At 69.7% G+C, this 21,221-nt stretch carries 19 protein-coding genes; 12 read left to right on the top strand and 7 right to left on the bottom strand.

Going from position 1 to position 21,221, the window contains the following annotated elements; genetic code table 11:
* Positions 1 to 39 precede the first annotated feature (39 nt).
* Positions 40 to 1,581, top strand: a complete 1,542-nt coding sequence (locus ACLJPY_RS45850) for an FAD-dependent oxidoreductase (RefSeq protein WP_410597280.1) — start codon at positions 40 to 42, stop codon at positions 1,579 to 1,581.
* Complete coding sequence (locus tag ACLJPY_RS45855; RefSeq protein WP_410597281.1) at positions 1,578 to 2,453, top strand: cyclase family protein; 876 nt, start codon at positions 1,578 to 1,580, stop codon at positions 2,451 to 2,453. The genes ACLJPY_RS45850 and ACLJPY_RS45855 overlap by 4 nt, the downstream gene beginning before the upstream one ends.
* A gap of 3 nt (positions 2,454 to 2,456) precedes the next feature.
* Here the strand turns inward: ACLJPY_RS45855 and ACLJPY_RS45860 are convergent, their stop codons facing one another.
* From ACLJPY_RS45860 to ACLJPY_RS45880, 5 genes are read right to left on the bottom strand one after another with little or no spacing between them, the layout of a single operon-like run.
* Entirely contained in the window at positions 2,457 to 4,298 is a 1,842-nt protein-coding gene (locus ACLJPY_RS45860; RefSeq protein ID WP_410597282.1) for an acetoacetate--CoA ligase, read from the bottom strand.
* Positions 4,295 to 5,215, bottom strand: a complete 921-nt coding sequence (locus ACLJPY_RS45865) for a VOC family protein (RefSeq protein WP_410597283.1) — start codon at positions 5,213 to 5,215, stop codon at positions 4,295 to 4,297. Before ACLJPY_RS45865 ends, ACLJPY_RS45860 begins: the two co-directional genes overlap by 4 nt.
* A gap of 18 nt (positions 5,216 to 5,233) precedes the next feature.
* Entirely contained in the window at positions 5,234 to 6,430 is a 1,197-nt protein-coding gene (locus ACLJPY_RS45870; protein ID WP_410597284.1) for an acyl-CoA dehydrogenase family protein, read from the bottom strand.
* Between the two features lie 33 nt (positions 6,431 to 6,463).
* A complete protein-coding gene (locus ACLJPY_RS45875; protein WP_410597285.1) occupies positions 6,464 to 6,994 on the bottom strand; it encodes a flavin reductase family protein in 531 nt (176 codons plus the stop codon).
* Entirely contained in the window at positions 6,991 to 7,836 is an 846-nt protein-coding gene (locus ACLJPY_RS45880) for a fumarylacetoacetate hydrolase family protein (RefSeq protein WP_410597286.1), read from the bottom strand. Before ACLJPY_RS45880 ends, ACLJPY_RS45875 begins: the two co-directional genes overlap by 4 nt.
* A 156-nt stretch (positions 7,837 to 7,992) precedes the next feature.
* Between ACLJPY_RS45880 and ACLJPY_RS45885 the strand changes: the two genes are divergently transcribed.
* From ACLJPY_RS45885 to ACLJPY_RS45905, 5 genes are all read left to right on the top strand, one after another.
* A complete protein-coding gene (locus tag ACLJPY_RS45885; protein WP_410597287.1) occupies positions 7,993 to 8,682 on the top strand; it encodes a GntR family transcriptional regulator in 690 nt (229 codons plus the stop codon).
* A complete protein-coding gene (locus ACLJPY_RS45890) occupies positions 8,679 to 9,260 on the top strand; it encodes a nuclear transport factor 2 family protein (protein ID WP_410597288.1) in 582 nt (193 codons plus the stop codon). The genes ACLJPY_RS45885 and ACLJPY_RS45890 overlap by 4 nt, the downstream gene beginning before the upstream one ends.
* Positions 9,257 to 10,300 (top strand): amidohydrolase family protein, encoded by a 1,044-nt coding sequence (locus ACLJPY_RS45895; RefSeq protein ID WP_410597289.1) that lies wholly within the window; start codon positions 9,257 to 9,259, stop codon positions 10,298 to 10,300. Before ACLJPY_RS45890 ends, ACLJPY_RS45895 begins: the two co-directional genes overlap by 4 nt.
* Positions 10,297 to 11,244 (top strand): amidohydrolase family protein, encoded by a 948-nt coding sequence (locus ACLJPY_RS45900; RefSeq protein WP_410597290.1) that lies wholly within the window; start codon positions 10,297 to 10,299, stop codon positions 11,242 to 11,244. Before ACLJPY_RS45895 ends, ACLJPY_RS45900 begins: the two co-directional genes overlap by 4 nt.
* 198 nt (positions 11,245 to 11,442) lie before the next feature.
* Positions 11,443 to 11,769, top strand: coding sequence for an STAS domain-containing protein (locus tag ACLJPY_RS45905; RefSeq protein ID WP_410597291.1), 327 nt, complete (start codon positions 11,443 to 11,445; stop codon positions 11,767 to 11,769).
* 475 nt (positions 11,770 to 12,244) lie between these two features.
* Here ACLJPY_RS45905 and ACLJPY_RS45910 read toward each other — a convergent pair whose 3' ends face one another.
* The gene (locus ACLJPY_RS45910) at positions 12,245 to 12,811 is read right to left on the bottom strand and encodes a hypothetical protein (RefSeq protein ID WP_410597292.1); all 567 of its coding nucleotides are present in this window, start codon (positions 12,809 to 12,811) and stop codon (positions 12,245 to 12,247) included.
* 228 nt (positions 12,812 to 13,039) lie between these two features.
* Here ACLJPY_RS45910 and ACLJPY_RS45915 point away from each other — a divergent pair, with 228 nt between their 5' ends.
* The 5 genes from ACLJPY_RS45915 (at position 13,040) to ACLJPY_RS45935 (ending at position 20,857) form a co-directional block, all read left to right on the top strand.
* Positions 13,040 to 15,832: a BTAD domain-containing putative transcriptional regulator gene (locus ACLJPY_RS45915; protein WP_410597293.1), complete on the top strand. Its 2,793-nt coding sequence runs from the start codon at positions 13,040 to 13,042 to the stop codon at positions 15,830 to 15,832.
* A 582-nt stretch (positions 15,833 to 16,414) separates the two neighbouring features.
* Positions 16,415 to 17,170, top strand: coding sequence for a hypothetical protein (locus ACLJPY_RS45920; protein ID WP_410597294.1), 756 nt, complete (start codon positions 16,415 to 16,417; stop codon positions 17,168 to 17,170).
* Positions 17,067 to 19,694, top strand: a complete 2,628-nt coding sequence (locus tag ACLJPY_RS45925; protein WP_410597295.1) for an NACHT domain-containing protein — start codon at positions 17,067 to 17,069, stop codon at positions 19,692 to 19,694. Before ACLJPY_RS45920 ends, ACLJPY_RS45925 begins: the two co-directional genes overlap by 104 nt.
* A gap of 11 nt (positions 19,695 to 19,705) precedes the next feature.
* On the top strand, positions 19,706 to 20,521 hold the full coding sequence (locus tag ACLJPY_RS45930; RefSeq protein ID WP_410597296.1) for a hypothetical protein: 816 nt from the start codon (positions 19,706 to 19,708) through the stop codon (positions 20,519 to 20,521).
* A 48-nt stretch (positions 20,522 to 20,569) separates the two neighbouring features.
* Positions 20,570 to 20,857: a hypothetical protein gene (locus ACLJPY_RS45935; protein ID WP_410597297.1), complete on the top strand. Its 288-nt coding sequence runs from the start codon at positions 20,570 to 20,572 to the stop codon at positions 20,855 to 20,857.
* An 88-nt stretch (positions 20,858 to 20,945) separates the two neighbouring features.
* Here ACLJPY_RS45935 and ACLJPY_RS45940 read toward each other — a convergent pair whose 3' ends face one another.
* Complete coding sequence (locus ACLJPY_RS45940; RefSeq protein ID WP_410597298.1) at positions 20,946 to 21,221, bottom strand: muconolactone Delta-isomerase; 276 nt, start codon at positions 21,219 to 21,221, stop codon at positions 20,946 to 20,948.

Below are 21,221 nucleotides of genomic sequence, written 5' to 3' on the forward strand. Positions count from 1 at the left end.
TCCTGTGTCAGCATAGCTAACACAGGGGGTTCGTCTTCGATGGCAGACTATGACGTCGACGTCCTCGTCGCGGGAGCCGGACCGGTCGGGCTCACGGCGGCACTGCAGCTGGCCAGGTGGGGCGTCGCGGTTCGCTTGGTGGACGCCGCACCCGGTCCGGCCACGACCAGCCGCGCGCTGGGCACCCACGCCCGCAGCCTGGAGATCTACGACCAGCTCGGCATCCTCGGCGACATCGCTCCACACGGGACGAGGGTCAACGCCTTTATCCGCCACCAGGCCGACCAGACGACCCGGATCGACTACGACTTCGGCGACCTGGCGACCCGCTTCCCGTACATGTTCAACGTCGATCAGGTGATCACCGAGCGCGTGCTTCGCGGACATGCGGCGTCGGCCGGGGTCGAGGTGGAGTGGAACACCCGGCTGGAGTCGTTCCAGCAGGACGATGCGGTGGTCACGGCCGAACTGCGCGGCGGCGCCGGCGCCGAGACGGTGCGGGCGCGCTACCTCTGGGGCTGCGACGGCGGGCACTCGACCGTCCGCAAGAACCTCCAGCTTCCGCTGGCCGGCGAAGCCGCCCACACCTGGCTGATCGCCGACGCGATCGTGCACAGTGATTTGGCGCGAGATGGCTTGCACTGGCTGTTCCCGGGCGATGGTGCGCTGATGTTGTTCCCGTTCCCGGACCCCGGCAAGTGGCGGCTGCTGGACACGACCGGCGAAGGAGAGCCGGAGCACCCCGGGCGGATCGCCCGGCAGTTCGGCGCCAAGCTGTCGCAGGCTCTGGGGCGCGATATCGCCGTCGAAGATCCCAGCTGGGTTTCGAAGTTCACCATCCAGCAGCGCGCGGTGCCCGCGATGCATGTCGGACGGTGTTTCGTTTCCGGTGACGCCGCCCACGTCCACTCCCCGGCGTCGGGGCAGGGCCTCAACACCGGCGTCCAGGACGCGTACAACCTGGCGTGGAAGCTGGCCATGGTCGTGCACGGCCACGCCGATGCCGCTCTGCTCGACACCTATGACGCCGAGCGCGTTCCCATCGGGCAGGCGCTGCTCGCGTCCACCGGGGAGGTCATGAACTCGGCCATGGTCGTCACCGCGCAGGACTCCCGGGAGGCCGATCGCGCTTTCATGCGCCAGCTCATCCGGAGCATGTCGGGCCTGAACATCGGCTATCCCGACAGCCCGCTGACGGTGCCCGGGGACGGCTCCGGTGCCGGGCCACAGCCCGGCCGGCGGCTCACCCAGATCTCCGCTGCCGACGCTCAGGCACCCGGCTGGACGGCGTTGCGCGCGGCGCTGCGGACCGCGGCCTGGCACCTGCTCGTTTTCGCCGGGGACGAGCACGCTGCCACCGCGTCACCGCCACCGTGGCTGGACGAGGTGACGATCAGCCGGCATCGATCCCACGGTGTGTGGGATCCCGACGGCCGGGTCCACACCACGCTGGCCGCGACCGGCGGGGACTGGATCCTGGTCCGTCCCGACGGCTACGTCAGCGCTCGCGGCACCGGGGACGCCGGCCTCCGCGCTGCCTTGGTCCAGTTGACCGCCCTGAACGTACGGAGCACGCCATGACCGAGACGGAACTTCCGACCAACTGGGGCCGGTGGGGCGACGCCGACCAGCTGGGCACGCTGAACCTGATCGATGACGCGACCAGGAAACGAGCCGCCGCCGAGGTGCGCGACGCGCGGCACGTCAGCCTCGCCCGCCGCACCGAACCCGTGCCGCTCACCACCGGGCTCGGGCCCGTCGGCGGCCCGGCGCTGATGCCCGCGGGCGTCATGCAGGTCGTGAACTTCACCGGAGCCAAGCCGATGGCGATGACGGACACGCTCCTGATCAACACGCACAACGCCGCCGTGACCCACCTCGACGCCGTCGCCCACATGCCGGTCGACGAGCACGTCTACCCCGGCGTACCGGTCCACGCCGCCGTGACGCCGACCGGGGTGACACACGGTTCAGCCGATCCTTTCGCAGCCGGGATCGTCACCCGCGGCGTGCTTCTGGACCTGGCGCCGGGTGGCGGCAGCCTGCCGGCTGACCGGCGGGTCGGAGCCGCCGACCTCGACGCCGCACTCGAACGCGCGGACACGGTCTTGGGCACCGGAGACGCGGTCGCCGTGCGCGGCGGCTGGGACATCCACCGCCCGCTCGACCAACCGGTGCCCGGCCTGGACCTCAGCGCGGTGCGGTGGCTCGCCGACCACGACGTCAGTGTCTACCTCGGCGACATCAGCAACGCGCGTCCGGCGCGGTTTCCCATGCCCATGCACCAGGTCGCCCTCGCGCGCCTCGGCCTGCCGCTGGTCGACGTGGCCGACCTAGACGAGCTTGCCGAAATTTGCGGAACGCTGAACCGCTCGAGTTTCCTACTGGTCCTGGCGCCGCCACGCATCACCGGCACCACCGGACTCGTCGTCAACCCCCTCGCCATCTTCTGACGCTCACTGCCGGAATCTGGCGAAGGCTTCCACCGCGCAGTAATCGCTGACCGCGTCGGCCGAGACCACTTCGGCGGCCGGGCGGCCGCGCAGGATCTGCTTAATCGGCGTCTCGAGCTTCTTGCCGGTCAGGGTCCGGGGGATCGCCGGGACCGCTTCGATCCGGTCGGGGACGTGCCGGGGCGAGAGCTGCTCGCGCAGGGCCCGGCGGATCCGCTGCTGGAAGCCGTCATCCAGGACGGCCGAGGTGACCACGAACAACACGAGTTCCCCGGGTCCGCCATCGGTGTCTTCCAGGTGCACCACCAGCGAGTCGTCGACGTCCGGGAGTTCCTCGACGACCGAGTAGAGCTCCGCGGTGCCGAGGCGGACGCCGCCGCGGTTCAACGTGGCGTCCGAGCGGCCGGAGATGACGAATCCGCGTTCGGCGGTCATCGTCACCCAGTCGCCGTGGCGCCAGACGCCGGGGTAGGTGTCGAAGTAGGCCGCGCGGTAACGCTGGTGGCCGGGGTCGTTCCAGAACCCGACCGGCATCGACGGCATCGGCCGGCGGACGACCAGTTCGCCCACTTCGCCGATGATCTCGCGTCCGGCCGCGTCGAACGCGGTGACGTCGACGCCGAGGCACGGCGCGGTCAGCTCGCCCCGCCGCGGCGGCACCCAGGGGTTCCCCGCCACGAACGCCGAGCAGATGTCGGTGCCGCCCGACATCGAGTTCACGGGGACTCCGAGCCGGTCGGTGGCCCAGTCGAACCCTTCGGCCGGCAGCGGTGACCCGGTGACACCCAGCGTCCGCAGCTCCGGCAGGGGCCCCGGTTCGACGCCGGCCGCCCGGCACGCCATCAAGTAGGCCGGGCTGGTGCCGAAGAGCGACACCTGCGCTTCGGCCGCGAGCCGCCACTGCGCGCCGAGGTCCGGGTGCTGCGGGTTCCCGTCGGACAGGACCACGGTGGCCCGCCGCAGCAGGCCGGAGACCAGGATGTTCCACATCATCCACGCGGTGGTGGTGTGCCACAGGAGCCGGTCGCCGGGCCGGGTGTCGAGGTGGAACGCGTGTGCCTTCAGGTGTTCGAGAAGGATGCCGCCGTGGCCGTGCACGATCGCCTTCGGCAGCCCGGTCGTCCCGGAGGAGAACAGGACGTACAGCGGGTGGGCGAACGGCACGCGGTCGAACTCCGGCGGCCCTGGCTCGGCGAGCAAGTCGGGCCAGGAGACGTCCGCGTCCACTGTGTACTGTCCATAGGGGATGCCGACGACGTGCCGGACGGACGGCAGCCCGGCGCGGATCGCCGCCACTTCGGCGCTCTTGCCGATCTCCTTGGCGCCGTAGGTGTAGCCGCCGACGGCGAGCAGCACCGTCGGTTCGATCTGGGTGAACCGGTCGATGACGCTGCGGGCGCCGAATTCCGGCGCGCACGACGCCCAGACCGCGCCCAGCGACGCGCACGCCAGGAACGCCACCAGCGTCTCCGGGACGTTCGGCAGGTAGGCCGCGACGCGGTCGCCGCGGCCGACGCCGAGCCGGCGTAGCCCGGCCCGGGCGCGGCCGACCTGGTCGGCCAGCTCGCCGAAGGTCAACGACTGCTTCGCCCGCGTCTGGGAGTGCGCGACGACGGCGAGGTCGTCATCGGCACCGCCCAGCATGTGCTCGGCGTAGTTCAGCTCCGCGCCCGGGAACCATTCCGCACCGGGCATCTCCGCCGAACCGAGGACGCGGTCGTAGGAGCCGCGGACCTCGAAGTGGTCCCAGACCTTCGCCCAGAACCCTTCCAGGTCGGTGACCGACCACCGCCACAGGTCCTCGTAGCCGTCGAACCCACGGCCGAAGACATCCAGCTCGCTCATGCGCCGTCGTGGGCGTCGGTCATCAGGTCCGCCAGGTCCTCCGGCGCCAGGAACGACGGCGGGGGCGGCGGCCCCCAGGCGTACAGGCTCTTTTCCCCGGCGACGACGCGGGGTTCCCAGAGCTGGTCCTCGAGGATGCAGTCGATGTCGGAGTAGTACTCGGAGAAATTGCCGGCGGGGTCGCGCAGGTACCAGAAGAAGTTCGAGCCGATGTAGTGCCGGCCCAAGCCCCACGTGTGGCGTTCCGGGTGGCCTTCGAGCATCGCGGTGGCGCCGCGGCCGACCTCGTCGACGTCGTCGACCTCCCAGGACGTGTGGTGCAGGAAGCTGACCGGCGCCTGCTGGACGAGCACGTTGTGGTGGTCGGTCGAGCAGCGCATGAAGGAGGCGAAGCCGGGGGCCTCATCGCTGACCTTGAAGCCGAGGCCCTCGGTGAAGAACCGCTGGGCCGCGGCCTGGTCGGTCGAGCCGAACACGACGTGCCCGAGCTTGCGCGGCCGGACCGCCTGCTCCCGGTCGATGCCGGGCGCGCGGGTGTTGGCGCGCCGGACCGAGCCGGGTCCGTTGTAGGCCACCGGCTCCGGGGATTGCTGGCGAAGGCGCGGAGCGACCGATACGACGACGTCGAGCCCGGTAATCGGGTCCTTCGTGTACAGGGAATCGCCGTCGATGCGGCTCTCGACGTCGAGGCGCGCCAGGGACGCGGTGATCCGGCCGAGGTCGTCCGGGTCGTCGGCGCCGATGCCGAGGGTGAGCAGCCGGCGCTGCGGGGTCCGGCGCAGTTCGAGCTGCTCGCCGCCGTCGGCGGTGGCGAAGCCGGTGGCGGTCGGGGTGAGGCCGAATTCGGTGTAGTACTCGGCGGTCTCGTCGAGGTCGGGGACGCCGATGGCGATCTTGGTGAGGCGGTGCAGGCTCATGCCGGTTCCTCCGGAGTCTCAGACGAGCGGGGTGATCTGGTCTTCGCGCCCGAGCAGCGCCTTGCCGTAGACCTCGTAGTTGACCGCGGGCAGCACGATCGCGTGCCGGGCGGCCACGGCCGAGTCCCGCCAGATCCGCTGCAGCGGGTTGACCTCGGCGAAGCTGCCCGCGCCGTGCGCGGAGAGCAGGATGTCGATCGCGCGGGTGACGTTCTCGACGGCCCAGCCGGTGTCGGCGCGGGTCCGGGCCCGGGCTTCGACGCCGGGGTACGTGCCCGCCGCGGCGGCCGCGTGGATGTCGTCGGCCGCGCGGTAGGCGTGCAGGTGGGCGGTGTCGATCCGCAGCGCGGCTTCGGCGAGCTGAAGCTGGAAGGCGACGGAGTCGGCCTGGGTGGCGTAGGTGGTGTAGGAGATGGCTTTGCGCGCGGCCTTGTCCTTGACCAGCTTCAGGGCCTTGCGGCCCAGCCCCAGCTGCGGTCCGGCCAGCACCAGCGTCAGCACGGGGACGAGCGCGGCCCGGAACAGGTCCTCTTCGGGCTCGCCGTTCGCGTAGTGCCCGCCGATGGCCGGGGGCACCGACATCACGCGGTGCTCGGGCACGAAGACGTCGTCGGCGATGAGGCAGTTTGAGCCGGACGAGCGCATCCCGGCGACGAACCACGTGTCCTCGAAGCCCAGGTCGGTTCGGGGGAGCAAGGCCATGCCCTGGTCGACGACCTCGCCGCGCTCGTCGGTCAGCGGGATGCCCAGACCGGCCCAGTCGGCGTGCCAGGAGCCGGAGTTGTAGTACCAGCGCCCGGTGACGCGCCACCCACCGTCCACTTTGGTCGTCTCGGCGGTCGGCGTGAGAACGCCGGACACCTTCGCGTCGGAGTTCGTGCCCCAGACGTCGTCCTGGGCCTGCTCGCTGAACAGTCCGGCGAGCCACGCGCAGACGTTGCTCAACGCGACCACCCAGGCGGTTCCACCATCGGCCTCGGCGACCGCGGCCGAGACGTCGAGCATCGCGCGTACGGGCAGTCCGTAGCCGCCGTAGCGGCGGGGCTGGGCGATCCTGAACGCGCCGACGTCGGTCAGCGCGGCGATGCTCTCTTCGACGACCCGTCGGTCGGCCTCGCCTTGAGCGGCGTTCTTCTCCAGCAGCGGCTGGATGTCGGCGATGCGGTTGAGGAGCTGGTCGAGGGTGGGCGCGGGGTGTTCGGTCGCGAGGGTCATGACGGCGTTGTCCTTTCCGGGCGGGTCAGCGGGTCAGCGGGCGCAGGCGGCGATCTGGTCGGTGATGAGCGGACGCGGCCGCTCGGCGAAGCGCGAGTGGGTGCCGAACGTGCGGTGGGCGTAGACCAGCGGCGGCAGGTCGGCGCGGCCGAGGTCGGTGACCAGGCCGAACAGCAGGAGGTGGTCGCCCGCCTCGACGACGCGGTCCAGGTTGCAGGCGACCCAGCCGGCCGCGTCGCGGAGCCGGGGCAGCCCGTGGTCGGTGAACCACGTCGTCGGGTCCCCGAACCGGTCCGCGCCGCGGGTGGCGAACCGGACGGCGAGGTCGTCCTGGCCCTGGCCGAGCAGGTTCACGCCGAACCGCCCGGTGGCGAGGATTTCCGCCAGCAACGCCGACCGGCGGTCGAAGGCGACGCTGACCAGCGGCGGATCGAGCGACAGCGAGGTGAACGAGCTGACCGTCGCACCCCGCGGGCCAGCCGCGCCGGTCGTGGTCACCACCGTGACCGGCGCGCAGACCGCGGCCATCACCGCACGGAACCGGCTCGCATCGACCGTGGTCATGACCGCTCCCCGGTGAAGCGGTGGCGCATGGTGCCGATGCCTTCGATCGTGGTGACCAGTTCGTCTCCGGCGGCGAGGAACCGCTGGGGACTGCGGGCCATGCCCACACCGGACGGGGTGCCGGTGAAGATCACGTCGCCGGGCCGCAGCGGCAGGATCGCCGACAGCCGCGCGACGAGTTCGGGCACGGAGAAGATCAGGTCGCTGGTGCGGCCCTTCTGCACGGATTCGCCGTTGACCGCGCAGCCGAGTTCGAGGTTGTCGCGGTCGGCGAACTCGTCCGGCGTGACCAGCCACGGGCCTGTGGGCCCGAAGCCGGGCGCGGACTTGCCGAGGCTGAACTGCGGGACCGGGCCGGCCAGCTGGACCGTGCGGTCGGAGAGGTCCTGGCCGGCGGTCAGCCCGGCGACGTGGTCCCAGCCGCGCTCGGCGGGCACGTTCCTGGCCTCGCGGCCGATCACGGCGACCAGCTCGACCTCCCAGTCCACAGCGGACCCGGTGAGCGCGACCTCGCCGCTCGGGCCGGTGAGGCAACTGGGGAACTTGGTGAACACGGCGGGGGAGTCCGGCAAGCCGAGCCCGGCTTCGGCGGCGTGGTCGCGGTAGTTCAGCCCGACGCCGAAGACCTGCGCGGGCTTGGGGGAGGGCGCCCGCAGCGTGGTTTCGTCGAAGGCTTCGGCTTCGGTGACCGGAGCGTCGGCGGCCCAGGCGGTGAACTCCTCCCAGCGGGCGTAGACGGCGTGGGGGTCGGCGGAGAAGCGCTGTTCGCTGGCACGCTCGACGTCGACGGCGCCGTCTTCGGTGAGGAGGACGAGCCGGCCGGCGAGGTTGGCGATCCGCATCGCGATGCCTTTCGATCGAGGATCCCGGCGCTTGGCGTAATCGCCGGGGCAAGCCGGGGAGGCAGGGGTGCATCGGTCTGCTCATACTCTGCGGCGCATATCCGTCTGTCAAGACAAGAATCGATTCTTGGACGGATAGTGTGTTATCGTCTGAGCATGGCGAAGAGAGCGGGTGGCGAGAGCCTGGCCGTGTCGGTGTACACCGGCTTGCGGTCGGCAATCCTCAACGGAGAACTGGCCCCGGGAGTGCGGCTCAAGCCCGCGGAGCTAAGCGCCGAGTTCGGCGTCAGCCTCAGCGTGGTGCGCGAGGCGCTGGGACTGCTCGCGGCCAAGGACCTCGTCCAGGTCGACCGCAACCGCGGCTTCCGGGTCGTCCCGTTGTCCCTGCAGGCACTGACCGACCTGACCGAGGCCCGGATCGTCAACGAAGGCTCGGCGCTGCGGCTGTCGGTGGAACGCGGCGGCGTCACGTGGGAGTCGGAGGTGCTGGCCGCGCACCACCGGCTGGCCAGCCAGCCGATGATCCTTCCCGGGCCACCGGTGCGGCGCAACGAGGAGTGGGCCCGCGCGCACCTGGAGTTCCACCACACGCTGATCAAGGCCTGCGGCAACGTGGTGCTGCTGGACATCTGCGACCGGCTGTCCGACGCGGCGGAGGTCTACCGCGCCTGGTCCGGCCCCGGCGGCGAGGAGCGCCACCGCGACGTCGCGGGCGAACACCAGGGCCTGGTCGACGCGGCGCTCGCGCACGACGCCGAACTGGCCGTCGCCCGGTTCGAGGCCCACGTCAGCCGGACCCGCGAGATCGTGCTGGAGTCCAGCTTCGCCGCCGAGCCGGCTTCGTGAGCGCCGCCAAGGTCGCCGAGCTGGTGCTGCGCGAACGGCAAGGCCGCGACCGGGGCTGGTGGGACCGGATGCAGGCGTGCTACGCGCCGGACGCGGTCGTGCGGCTGAGCTGGTTCCGCGGCAGCGCCCAAGAGTTCGTCGCCCGGTCCCGGGAGCAAGCCGGCCGCGGCGACGTCGCCCGGCACCGGCTCGGCCCCCCGATCGTGGACCTCGACGGCGACCGAGCCGTGGCCGAGGTCCCCGCGGCCATCGAAGTCCGGACCGTGCTCGAGGGCGTCGGCGTCGACCTGACCTCCTACACCCGGTTGCTCTACCGCGCCGAAGTCCGCGGGGGACGATGGCTGATCACGTCCCTCGACCCGGTCTACGAGCGGGACGTCCTCGCGCCCGTGATTCCCGGGGCGGCGGTGCCGCTGCCCTCGCTCGAGGACCTTCGCCCGTCCTACCGCTTTCTCGCGTATGTGCTCGACCGCCGCGGGTACCCGATTCCCGACGATCTCTACGGCGACGACCGGCCCGACGACGTCGCCGAGCTCTACGACTTCCTCTACTCCTGGCTTCCCGGGAAGGACTCATGACCAAGACCGCCTTGACCGGCGTCCGCGTCTTCGACGGCACCGGCCTCACCGAACCCACCACCGTCGTCATCGACGGTTCGCTGATCGGCAGCGACCCGGCCGGCGCCGACGTCGTCGACTGCGCCGGAGCCACCCTCCTGCCTGGGCTCTTCGACGCCCACGTTCACCTGCTGACCCCGGACGACCTGGGCGCGCTCGCTGCACACGGCGTCACGACCGCGCTGGACATGGCGTGCTGGCCGCGGGAACGCGTCGATTCGTTCCGCGGGCAGGTTCCCGACGTGCGCAGCGCGGGGCTTCCGGCCATCGGGCCCGGCGGCAACCACGCGAAAATGCCCGGCATGCCCGAAGAGGCGATCCTGACCTCCTCCGGGCAGGCCGCCGGGTTCGTCGCCCGCCGGGTGGCCGAGGGCTCCGACTACATCAAGGTCGTCATCGAAGGCAACCTGCTGGACCCGCCGACCATCGACGCGGTGATCGCCGAAGGAAAAGCGCACGGCAAGCTCACCGTCGCCCACGCATCCTCCGTCGACGCCTACCAGCGCGCGGTGCGGGCCGGCGCTGACGTCGTCACCCACGTCCCGCGTGACGGCGTCCTCGACGCGGCGACCACCGCACGGATGATCGAGCAGGGGCAGGTCTCCGTGCCCACGCTGGCGATGATGGAGGCGCTGACGACCAAGGTGGGCGCGGACGGCTACGCCTTCAGCCGCGACTCCGTCGCGGCGCTGTATGCGGCCGGGGTGCCGGTCCTCGCCGGCACCGATGCCTTCTCCGCGCCGATGCTGCCCTTCCCGGTCGTCCAAGGCGCGAGCCTGCACCACGAATTCGAGCTGCTGGTCGACGCCGGGTTGTCCGCAGTGGACGCGTTGCGGGCGGCGACCGAACTGCCAGCCCGTCATTTCGGGCTCCCCGACCGCGGGGCCGTGCGGGCCGGGTTGCGGGCGGACCTGGTTCTGGTCGAGGGGGACCCCACCCGCGACATCTCGGCGACCGCCAAGATCCGGCGTGTCTGGTCGGCCGGCCGGGTGGTCGGGTGAGCGGGCTCGTCGACGTCCACGCCCACTTCCTCACGCGGGACTACGTCGATGCGGCGATCGCCGCGGGGCACGGTTCACCCGACGGTATGCCGGGCTGGCCGACGTGGGACGTCGCAGCGCATCTGGAGCTGATGGACCGCTGGGGCATCGCGGTCTCGCTGTTGTCGATCTCTTCGCCGGGTGTGCACTTCGGTGACGACGCGGCCGCGCGGAAGCTGGCGCGGCACGTCAACGACACCGGCGCCGAAGTCCGCCGGGCGCATCCGGACCGGTTTGGGCACTTCGCGTCCCTGCCGCTGCCCGATGTGGACGGTGCCCTCGCCGAACTCGCCTACGCCGTAGATGAACTGGGCTGCGACGGCGTCACGATCGAAACCAACGCCGGTGGCCGCTACCTCGGCGACCCGAGTTTTGGTCCCTTGTGGACGGAGCTGGAACGTCGCCGGACGCCGGTGTTCGTGCACCCGACGTCGCCGCCGCACGCCGAGGCCATCTCGCTCGGCCGGCCGCGGCCGATGCTGGAGTTTTTGTTCGACACCGGCCGAGCCGTCAGCGACTTGGTCTTCGCAGGTGTCCTGCAGCGGCATCCCGGTATCCGGTGGATCTTCACCCACGGCGGTGGCGTGCTGCCACTGCTGGCCGAGCGCCTGGAACTGTTCCGCACTCTGCTCGCCGCTGACCCGGAGGGCCCCACGGTACCCGCACAGATCGGCGAGCTGTGGTTCGACTTGGCCGGTACGCCGTTCCCTTACCAGGTCCCGGCGTTCGAGCGCGCCTTCGGCACCGGAAAGCTGCTGTACGGCAGCGACTACTGCTGGACCCCGCCGGCCGCGGTGGAGGCCCAGCTGGCGACCATCGACGCGGCCCCGCAGCCCGAGGGAACCACCTGGCGCGAGCTGACCACCCTCAACTGCACGCGGCTGTTCCCCCGCATCGGGGGTTGATCGCTTCAGTCGTGCGCCGCTCGACGCGTGAACATGCTTCCGGCGAAGTGGGCGTCAGCGCTGTCACGGAGTGACGGCGGTCATGCGAGAGGGAGGTTTAGCGACTGCGAGATCGGATATCTCTAAGTAAACATACGGAGTCCGGAGGTGCGTGTGGGCGCTGGCGGTGGCCCGGTCCTTCCGCAGGACTTACTGAAAGTGACCGTCCATCTGGGCACCGATGACTCGGCGGTCTTGGACGTCTCCGGCGAAGTGGATTTGCTCAGCGCACCGGTACTCGAAGAAGCCATCACTACCGCACTCGGCCGAGGACCTCGGCTGCTCGTGATCGACATGACCGAGGTCACCTTTCTCGCCTCGGTCGGCATGACGACCCTGCTCAAGGCCGTTCGTGATGGCGGCCGGAACTTGCAGCTGCGCGTGGTGGCGCCCGAGCGCAGCTCCGTAGCGCGCGCCCTCGATCTGACCGGCCTGAACGACATACTTGGCGTGGTGTCGACGCGTGCCGACGCGCTCGTGCGGTGATTGCCGTAGTGCCCTCGTCCGGCATCGCTGCAAGCGTGGATGACGAGGCCTTCCGACCCCTGAGCTGCTGCTGGTGAGACCCCCCTGGCCTCACCTGTGCACGCGTTGCACCAAGGCAGCCAGTAGTGCTTCTGGTTGAAGGCCGACGACATCATGAAGGCGGCGGTCGACTTCTTCCGAGTGTGCCGGGTCGCCACCCAGAAACCATTCGCGACGAAGGCCGAGACAAAGGTCGTCTCTTCTCGCCTCGCGACTTGTCGCCTTGGGCAGGTCGTTGGCGCGCTGCCGGTCGACAGCAGCCGCGGACCAGTGATGGTCGCTCTTGCGGCGGTGTTCCTGCGCGGCCGTACCGTCGTCGTGTGCGGCGTCGTGTCGCTCGGCGGCAGGATCGTGAGCTTAGTTCCGAGCCGTGCGCATCCGGACATGGGAAACGCCCCACGGTGGCGATGCACCGTGGGGCGTTCCGGACCCGGTTCTACCAGCGGCCGCCTTCGACGTGCGGCGGGGCCCAATAGATCGCCGCCCACACGCCGTGGTTGCTGGCCGAGCCCCAGCCGGAGGCCCAGTTGGTCAGCAGCGTGCCCGCCGTGCTGCAGAGCCAGCCCGGGAGCCTCGTCTGGCAGGCCCGGACGCCGATCGCGATCGCGCCGTTGACCACGTCCGCGTACGAGGCCGTGATCCAGAAGTGATCGCCGGTGATGCCCGTCGCCAGGTCGGTGTGCGCGTTCCCGGCGGGCCGGGCCGGGCCGACCGTGGCCAGGCCCTGGAACGCCGCCTGCATCTCGGCGACCACCTGGGCGCGGTCCTCGGGCGTGGCGGTGAGCCGGCTCCATTCGGCCTGCTCCTGGGCGGAGAGCCGGGGCACCGCCGTACCCAGCGTGGGCACGCCGGCGTGCACCGGGTCGCCGGTGCCCGGCCGGGCCAGCGTGCTCGCCGAGTGCGTCGCCGCGGGGGTCGGCGCGGCGTTCGCCGTCGGGGCGAGAACGGTGGCGAGCACCGTTCCGGCCGCCGCGGCGGACCCGAGGTAGTTCGCGATCTTCATGGTCACTCCTGTTTCGGACGAGGTGCACCGGCGGATCGCCGGAGCGCCGGCCGGACGGTGGGAGCCCGGCTGAGGTCCACCTTGAGCGGCGCCGCTGAGTCTCCGGTGAATCCACGCTGATGTACCGCTGGGTGACACCCCGGCGAATCTTGTAACAAGGGGTGACGAACTGGTCACTTCTCGCCACTATGGAGATTAGGTGTGGCGCTATCGAGACCGGGGAGGGCGATGGAAGCGCGCTTTGGCCTGCTGGGCGCCTTCGAGGCGTGGACCGCAGAGGGACCGGTCTCGATCCCGCCCGGGCACCCCCAGGCCGTGCTCGCGTTGCTGCTGGTCGCACGAGGCCGACCGGTGCAATTGAGTGCCCTTGTCGACGACCTGTGGGAACAGGACGACAGCAAGCAGCCAGGCAAGCCGAAAAACGTCGTGCACCAGGCGATCAAGTCCCTCCGCACCGCACTGGGCGACACCGGCAAGACGCTGATCGTCACGGTGGGCCGCAGCGCCTACCGCCTTGACGTTCCGTCCGAGGCCACCGATCTTCACCGGTTCGACGCTCTTCTGCAGCGGGCCGACGAGGAGACAACGGCCCACGGCCGGTCGGAGCGCCTGACGGAAGCGCTCGCGCTGTGGCGAGGCGAGCCGTTCGTGGGTATTGCCGCGCCTGGGGTCGCTACGACGCGGGCGCGGCTGGTCGAACAGCACCTACAGGCACTCCAGCGCTACATCGATGCCCAGCTCGATCTGGGCCGGCACCAAAAAATCCTTCCGCAGGTCCGGCAATGGGCCGAACGCGAGCCGACGCGCGAGTACTTTTGCCGACAGCTCATGATCGCGCTCTACCGCAGTGGGGAGACAACCGAGGCGGTGAACGTCTATCAGGCATTTCGGGAGAGCCTGGAGGAACAGTACGGCGCGAAGGTCACCCCCGAGCTGAAGGACCTGCACGTCCGAATCAGCAGACAGGACCCAGCCCTGATGCATGCCGGACCGACGTCGCCGGCAACACACCGATCCGCGCCGCCGCGAACGCTGCCGCCGGTCACGGCGAACTTCGTCGGTAGGGAAGCCGAACTAGACGAGCTGACTCGCTGCCTGCGGCAACGACCGGAAGCCGCCGGGCCGTTGGTGGTCGCGATCGCCGGGCCCGGCGGGATGGGCAAGACCAGCCTTGCGTTGTGCTGGGGCAAGCGGCACCAGGAGGAGTTCCCCGACGGCTCGCTGTACGCGGATCTGCGTGGGTTCGACCGGGAGAACGAGCCGGCAACGGCCGGCATCGTGCTGCGCCGGTTCCTCGAAGCACTGGGGGTGGCGGCCGAAGAGATCCCCGCCGGCACCGAGGCTCGGTCGGACCTCTTCCGCGGTCTGGTGGACGACAAGAGGTTGCTGATCGTGCTCGACAACGCCGCGAACGCGGGCCAGGTGCGTTCGCTGCTGCCTGCGGGCGCGCGGTGCTACGTGCTCGTCACCAGCCGTAATCAGCTGGCCGGGGCGCTGGCCGGGCTTGGCGCGGTTCACTTGCCGTTGGACCCGTTGTCCGGGGGAGCGGCGCGGGACCTGCTCGGTCGCTCGGTGGGGTCGCGAGCCGACGGCGACCCGGGTGCCGTCGACCGGCTGCTGGCGGTGTGCGAGGGGTTGCCACTGGCGCTGTGCCTCGTGGCCGGGCTCGTCCAGCTGCAGCCCCGGATCGCCCTCGCGCGGATCGCCGGAGAGCTCGAGGAGCACCGGCTGGCCACGCTCGACTCGGCCAGTCCCGGTTCTGGTTTCCGCGTCGTGATGTCGCGCTCCTGGGACGTCCTGGATGCACGGCAACAATGGCTCGCCGGGCTCCTTGCACTGGTGCCCGGACCTGACATCGGCCGCAGCGCGGCTGGTGCCCTGCTGAGCATTCCCGCGAACCGAGTCGACGGGGAACTGCGGTCGCTCACCCACGCTTCCCTGCTTGAACAGTCGCCCGACCGGTACCGCATGCACGCCCTGGTGCGGGCATATCTCGCCGAGCGCTGCGCCGATGCGCTGCCAGCAGCCGACATCCGAGAGGCGCTGCGCCGGCTGACCCGGTACTCCCTGCATGCCGCCGACGCCGCAGATCACGTGCTACACCCCCAGCGGGGGCGCATTCCGCTCGTGCCGCATACCGGTGCCTCGCCGCGGTTTATCGATCGCGGTGCTGCGATCGAGTGGTTCGACGCCGAGCACCGGTGCCTGCTCGACACCCAGCGCGTCGCAGCCGAGGCGGGGTGGTACGAGGAGACCTGGCAGTTGGCCTGGACCATGCACACCTTCCATCACCGCCGCGGTCTCACCGACGAGCATCTCACCAGCTGGCTGCGGGGGCAGCAGGCTACGACGCATATCGGCAATCTGGGGCAACGCTCGCTGGCCAACCGGCTGCTCGCAGGCGCCTACACCCGGGCCGGCCGGCACGAAGGGGCGCGCGAGCACCTCAAAGCGGCGCTGGCCTTCGCCGAGGAGTACGGCGACCAGCTCGCCCAGGCGCAGACTCTGCAGTTCATCGCCTGGAACTGTGGCGAGCGGGGAGCCTTTCCGGAAGCGGAAGCTGCGGCTGAGCGAGCTTTGGATCTGTACCGGGCGCTGGGGGACGCTGCAGGGACCGCACAGATCCTGAACGCGATCGGTTGCTATGCAACGGGGAATGGGGACTTCTGCCGAGCAAGGCGGTGTTGTGAGGAGGCGCTGCTGCTCAGCCGGGAGATCGCCGATCGGGACACGGAGGCGGCCACCCTGGACAGCCTGGGGCAGCTCGCCGTGGCGACCGGCGACTTCTCCGAAGCCGTGACGCGCTACGAGGATGCTGCCGCCATGCTGTCCGAATTGGACAACGCTTACGCCGAACCCGCAACCCGCGAACGGCTCGGCGAATGCTATTTGCAGTTAGGCCGTCCTTCGCCTGCGATCGAAGCCTGGACCTACGCGGTGCGGCTGTATCGCCGCCAAAACCGGCACGGCAAAGCGGACCAACTGACCGCCAGGCTCGCGGAGCTCACCGGCAGCCCCTAACAGTGCTCGGGTCCTCGACCTCGGACCGATCGGCTGAAGATCCTCATCGCCTTCGACGGTGTCGTGCTGTTCCTGCTGGGCGACCACGTCATTCCGGAGTCACCCCGCTGGCTGGCAGCGCGCGGCAGGCTCGACCGCGCCGAGCGGATCACCGACCGGCTCGTTGACCCGCGCCTACCGGAACGCCCGGCTGCCACCCCGAAGCCCCGGTCGCGGCCGAGCCGGTCGTCGAGACGCGGACACCCCTCGCGGAGCTGCTGCACCGGCCGATGCTGGGCGGGTGCCGCTGATCACCGGCTTCTGGTCTGGCCCCTTAATGAGGGCTATCCGGCCGCACTCCGCGGCGTCGGTGCGAAGGCACTCCGCAGGAAATGCAGGTCAGGCGGACACGGAACGGGCGGTCGAACTCGACCTGCCAAGTGGTAGCCGGACGTGGTGAGAGTACGCGCCGGGGCAAGAATCGGCTGATCCTCTCGGCGGCCGGAGAGGGTATCGAATACAAGTGCGCAATCTTTGGCCGTTCGTACGGCATCGCGAATGGCCGTTACGAGCGCGTCAATCTCCTTCTGGAAGACTGCTTAGGTGACTTACGACTTCGACGGGTGCGGGCCGCAGGTGTTCGAGCGGATGGCGCAAGCCCTGTGCGCCGCCGAACTCGGGCCGGGAATCGTCGTGTTCGGCCCGGGACGCGACGGCGGTCGTGAGGCCACGTTCGACGGTCCGGTCGCTGTGATCTCCCACGGCCACCGGTGGTCGGGCTACATCGTCGTGCAGGCCAAGCACAAGAGTCACACCGGCGTGCCCAAGGACGACGCTGACTGGGTGATTAAGCAGATCCACGGTGAGCTGACACCCTGGGTGGAGGGCAGCCGCACGACGCCCGTCCCCCAGTACTACCTGCTGATCACGAACGTCCGCCTGTCGGCGTTTCCGGGCGCCGGCGGCCGGGACCGGATCGTCGCGGTACTGGAGGAGTACCGGGAAAAGCTCGGCTTCGTTGGGTTCCACGTGTGGGACGGCGAAACCCTCGAGGCGATGCTCGACGGGCATTTTGAGGTGCGACGCCGTTACGCAGCTTGGGTGACGGCCGGGGACGTGCTAGCGACGTTGTTCGACGAGCTGAAGCCGGCGGTGGCCGACCTGAAGGCGTCGATTCCCGTGGCGGCCGCGAAGGAGTTGCTGGCTCGCCGGTCGGCGCGCCTCGATGAGGCGGGGGACCGGCGGAGAACACGCAGTGCCGCTCGCGTCGGTGTTCGTGGACACACCGGCGCGGTTCCGGTCGCAGAGCCTGGTCGATCGCGCCTTGGCTCAGGGACTGGAGAATTCGCTGAGCGCTGAGGAGAAGAGCCAGGCGGAGATGGAGCTGCTGCTTTCGCTCGCATCTCGCGAGATCGCGGATGACGAAGCCTCCTGGCACGAGCCGAGCTCTTCGCCAGCCGAACCCGGCCGGGCTTTCGCCCGTCCCGACACGTCCGTGGTCGGACGTCTCGTCAGGGTCGGCAACAGGATGCTGGCCCCGGGCGGCTCGCACGAGGCCGACCAACCCAGCCGCTGGGTGATCGTCGGCGGTCCGGGCCAGGGTAAAAGCACAATTGGGCAATTCCTGTGCCAGCTTTACCGCGCCCGGCTGCTCGCCGACCAACCCGTGACGGCCGCCGTGCCGGAGCTGAGGCAAGCGATTGTCGGCCTGCTAGAAACGGCTGGCGCCGAGAGGATCCCCGCCGTCACAGTGGCGAGATGGCCGCTGCACATCCCGCTCGCGGCGTTCGCAGACGATCTCACTGCCGGTGTCGTCACGGGCTTGTTGGAGTTCGCCGCCGCACGGGTGAGTGGTTACCACCGGGATGGGACAGTCACCGAGCGGCACCTCCGGGAGTGGCTGACCGTGATCCCGTGGTGCGTGGTGCTCGACGGCTTGGACGAGGTGCCCGGGGCGTACACCCGGCAACGGGTCATGACCGCGATCAGCGATTTCCGGGTCGAAGCCGCCGCCGCGGACGCGGATCTCCTGCTGGTCGCGACCACGCGTCCGCAGGGTTACCACGGCGACTTCTCGCCCGAGCACTTCCGTCACCTCGAGCTGCAGCCGCTACCTCCGGAGCTGGCGAGCCGGTATGCCGAGCGGCTGGTACGGGTCCGGTACGGCGCCGACCCCGCGCTGGCGGCCAACCTGCTCGATCGGGTTCGGGCCGCCGCCGAGGAGTCCGGCGCGACGCGCTGGCTGATGGGGACGCCCCTGCAGGTAACCATCATGACGATGCTGTTGTCGCAGATCGGGGAGGCCCCGACGGACCGGTCGGGTCTGTTCGGCGAGTACTACGACACAATCTATCGTCGCGAGTTGGGCAAGAACCTGACTACCAGCCGGATGCTGCGCGAGCACCGGCATACCATCGACATGCTGCACGATCGCGCGGCCCTGCTACTGCAGGCTCGTGGGACCGGCGATCAGGACACCGGGTCCCGCCTGTTCACCGCCACCATCGACGCGCTGCTGGACGACATCCTCGCCGACGAAGGCTTCGCCGCCGGCGAACGGGCCGAACTGGTCGCGACGCTGCGCGCCACCACAACCCAACGACTGGTATTCCTCGTCGGCGCAACGGCCGAGCACGTCGCGTTCGAGGTTCGGTCGCTCCAGGAATACTGCGCCGCCCGGGCACTGGTCGACGGGCCGGACGAGATGATGCTGCCCCGGCTGTCCGCGATCGCCTCGGGGGACCACTGGCGTAACGTCCTGCTGCTGACCTGCGGCATGATCTTCAATCACCGCCGCGCTCTGAGGGACATGGTCGTCACTTTCTGCCAGGAATTGGACGCTACGGACACTCCGCTGGCCCGGTCGGCGGTTCCCTGCTCGGGCGAACCGCAGGGGCCCGCCGTGACCGGCGGGGCGACCACGCGGGCCGGGGCGGCGCTCGCCGCCCAGCTGCTGGCTGACGGTGTGGCCTACGGCCAGCCCAGGTACCGCACGCTCCTGCTCACGACGGCAACCCGGTTGCTCGACCTGCCTGGCCGGGCGGAAGCCGGCCCGGTGGCCGAGCTTGCCGCCCGACCCGATCTCCGGGCCGGGATCGACGCGGCTATCGGCGCGGTCCTGGAGACTGCCACGCCCGACCGGCGCCTGGGAGCCTTGTTCGTCCTGGACGACCGCGTGAACGAAGGCGACATCAAAGCGGGCGCGGTGCTCGACCGGTATCTATCAGGTCTCCCAGCCCAGGTCATGCGAGCCCACATTCTCGAGGCCCTGACCCACGACGCGACCTGGAAGCTCGGTCCATTGGGGATCTTCGCGCTCGATCCTGGTGAGGTGCTGAGGTGTGTGCCGGGGCGCCTGCAGGACATCGATCCCCTGGACATCACGTCCGCAGACAGACACCAGTCGACGTTGTTGCTGCTGCTCTTCAGCGGCTTGGCCCGGTCCACACCACGGTTCTTTGCCGACCAGCCCGCACAGGACGACACGATTCTGAACTGGGTCTCCGCCACCTCCGGTGCCAGACCGGAAACGATGGCCCGGATCGCCTGGCGGAGCCTGCGGAAGATGTCCGAGCTGGAACTTCGGTGGCGATGGCTGGGCGCCGTCGCCGAGTTCGCCGATTCGCCGGGCGCTCGTACTCTCGAAGCCGCGGTATCTGCGCTGCAAGGCGCCGATTTCGACAACCAAACGCTCTCGCGGCTTTTCACCGCCCTTCCATGGCCCATTGTCCACGCGACTACGTCCAGCCGGCCGATGATGGCGGACCCCGGCTCGATCCGGCGGATGGAGGACAGCTGGGTGGGTGGCGTGCAACCCGAGTGGATCGTCACTCCGACACCGGACGAGTTCTTTCCGATCCGAACTCGCAGCTGCCCCTGCTAGTCCACAGAACAGTGGGCGTCGAATTCGCGGTCGAGCACGACTACACCAGCCTTCCCCAGCTTTTCGACGCGGCTGGACAACTCGGTTCCGAGAACCCCTCGGACGAAGGCGAGGTCCACCACGCCCGTCGTGCTCTCTGGCTGTTAAGTCAGGTACCCGGATGCCTGCCGGCGGAACTTCTCGTCGATCCGGACCGGCGAACCGCCCTGATGCGCTTGGCCGAGTCCGCCACGCGAATCCGGCTGTGCACCGTCAGCTGGGTCGCCGCCGTGGCCCAGGAGCCCGGCTGGCTGCCTGAACTCGAGCGGCTCGGACGGTCGGCCGCGGAGTTCAGCGTGGTCAACGCACGGCGGTGCTGCCTGCCGGCCATTGCGAGAGCGGCGAATGACCTGGCCCGGGTCTGCTTCGAGGATCCGCACCACCATTGGGGTGTCGGCCGGCTGGCGGAAGCTCTGTCGGATTTCCGGACGGGCAAGGCGTTGACCGAGGTGCCGATCGTAGTTGGTCCGACGGCGCCTCGCCCGGACGTCCTGATGTCTCTCGCGGTCCGCGCAGGCAGGTCGAGCGCTATACCGGACGAAATGGTGAGCGACAGCGCGTGGATGCAGCATCCCCTGCGCGCCAGCACCGTGGACATGATGATCTTGAGTCCTCGCCTCGCCCTGGCCCTCACCCGGCATCCCGACGCGCAGATTCGCCGTCACGCTCGCGACGCATTGCGCGGCCACCAGGGCCGCGCAACCGTGTCGCTGTTCGATCCCGTACAGACGGCTGGGCTGCAGCTGCCTCCGCTGCACAGGTACCAAGCCTCCGCGACAACCGAATGAATCGTTTCATGGCCGGACCTTTTCTGGACTTGTTGGGAGTCAGACAATGTGCTGTGGGTCATCGTCATGAGCAGTGGCGATACGGACGAGGAAGCCGACACCGACGATTACGCCGAACACGAGCACGTCCTCGACGGAGGTGATGTCGAGCGCGACGAACAGCACCGCGCTGGCGAGCACATTGATCAAATGTGCACACGATCGGGCCGGTACGCGATGACCTTCAACATCGCGATCAATCCGAACTTCCCGCACCCTCCGCGTTACGGCCTGCTCAACGCCCCTCACTTCCTCGTGGGCGGCGCTCTCACGAGCCTCGCTTGGGTCCTGATCTGACTCCACCGATCTTCGCGTACTCGGCGGGTCGGTCCTCGTGCAGCCACAGCGCCCGGCCGGATCTGGCCAAAGCGGATGCGCGGCGAAATTACTGGGCCGCGAGATCCGAGGGGTGGGTGGCCAGAGGCGTCACCTCGATGCGCATGAAGGGATAGAGCGGCAGGGCTGCGAGTATCCCGTGCAGTTCATCGTTGGAGGCGACGTCGAAGACGCTGAAGTTGCTGTAGCGGCCCACGATCCGCCACAGGTGCACCCACACGCCCGAGCGCTGGAGCTCCAGCGCTCGGGCTTTCTCGGCCGCGACGCGGTCGGTGACGTCGACACCTGGCGGGATCGTCACGTCCATCCGCACGTGGAACAGCAC

Source organism: Amycolatopsis sp. lyj-23 (genome assembly GCF_046549135.1).
GTDB lineage: Bacteria > Actinomycetota > Actinomycetes > Mycobacteriales > Pseudonocardiaceae > Amycolatopsis.

Excerpts from the sequence above, each read along its gene's own strand:
- ACLJPY_RS45885 (WP_410597287.1), top strand. The coding sequence starts at position 7,993 with ATGGCGAAGAGAGCGGGTGGCGAGAGCCTGGCCGTGTCGGTGTACACC.
- ACLJPY_RS45860 (WP_410597282.1), bottom strand. The coding sequence starts at position 4,298 with ATGAGCGAGCTGGATGTCTTCGGCCGTGGGTTCGACGGCTACGAGGAC.
- ACLJPY_RS45910 (WP_410597292.1), bottom strand. The coding sequence starts at position 12,811 with ATGAAGATCGCGAACTACCTCGGGTCCGCCGCGGCGGCCGGAACGGTG.
- ACLJPY_RS45915 (WP_410597293.1), top strand. The coding sequence starts at position 13,040 with ATGGAAGCGCGCTTTGGCCTGCTGGGCGCCTTCGAGGCGTGGACCGCA.
- ACLJPY_RS45895 (WP_410597289.1), top strand. The coding sequence starts at position 9,257 with ATGACCAAGACCGCCTTGACCGGCGTCCGCGTCTTCGACGGCACCGGC.
- ACLJPY_RS45875 (WP_410597285.1), bottom strand. The coding sequence starts at position 6,994 with ATGACCACGGTCGATGCGAGCCGGTTCCGTGCGGTGATGGCCGCGGTC.
- ACLJPY_RS45855 (WP_410597281.1), top strand. The coding sequence starts at position 1,578 with ATGACCGAGACGGAACTTCCGACCAACTGGGGCCGGTGGGGCGACGCC.
- ACLJPY_RS45850 (WP_410597280.1), top strand. The coding sequence starts at position 40 with ATGGCAGACTATGACGTCGACGTCCTCGTCGCGGGAGCCGGACCGGTC.
- ACLJPY_RS45870 (WP_410597284.1), bottom strand. The coding sequence starts at position 6,430 with ATGACCCTCGCGACCGAACACCCCGCGCCCACCCTCGACCAGCTCCTC.
- ACLJPY_RS45865 (WP_410597283.1), bottom strand. The coding sequence starts at position 5,215 with ATGAGCCTGCACCGCCTCACCAAGATCGCCATCGGCGTCCCCGACCTC.
- ACLJPY_RS45880 (WP_410597286.1), bottom strand. The coding sequence starts at position 7,836 with ATGCGGATCGCCAACCTCGCCGGCCGGCTCGTCCTCCTCACCGAAGAC.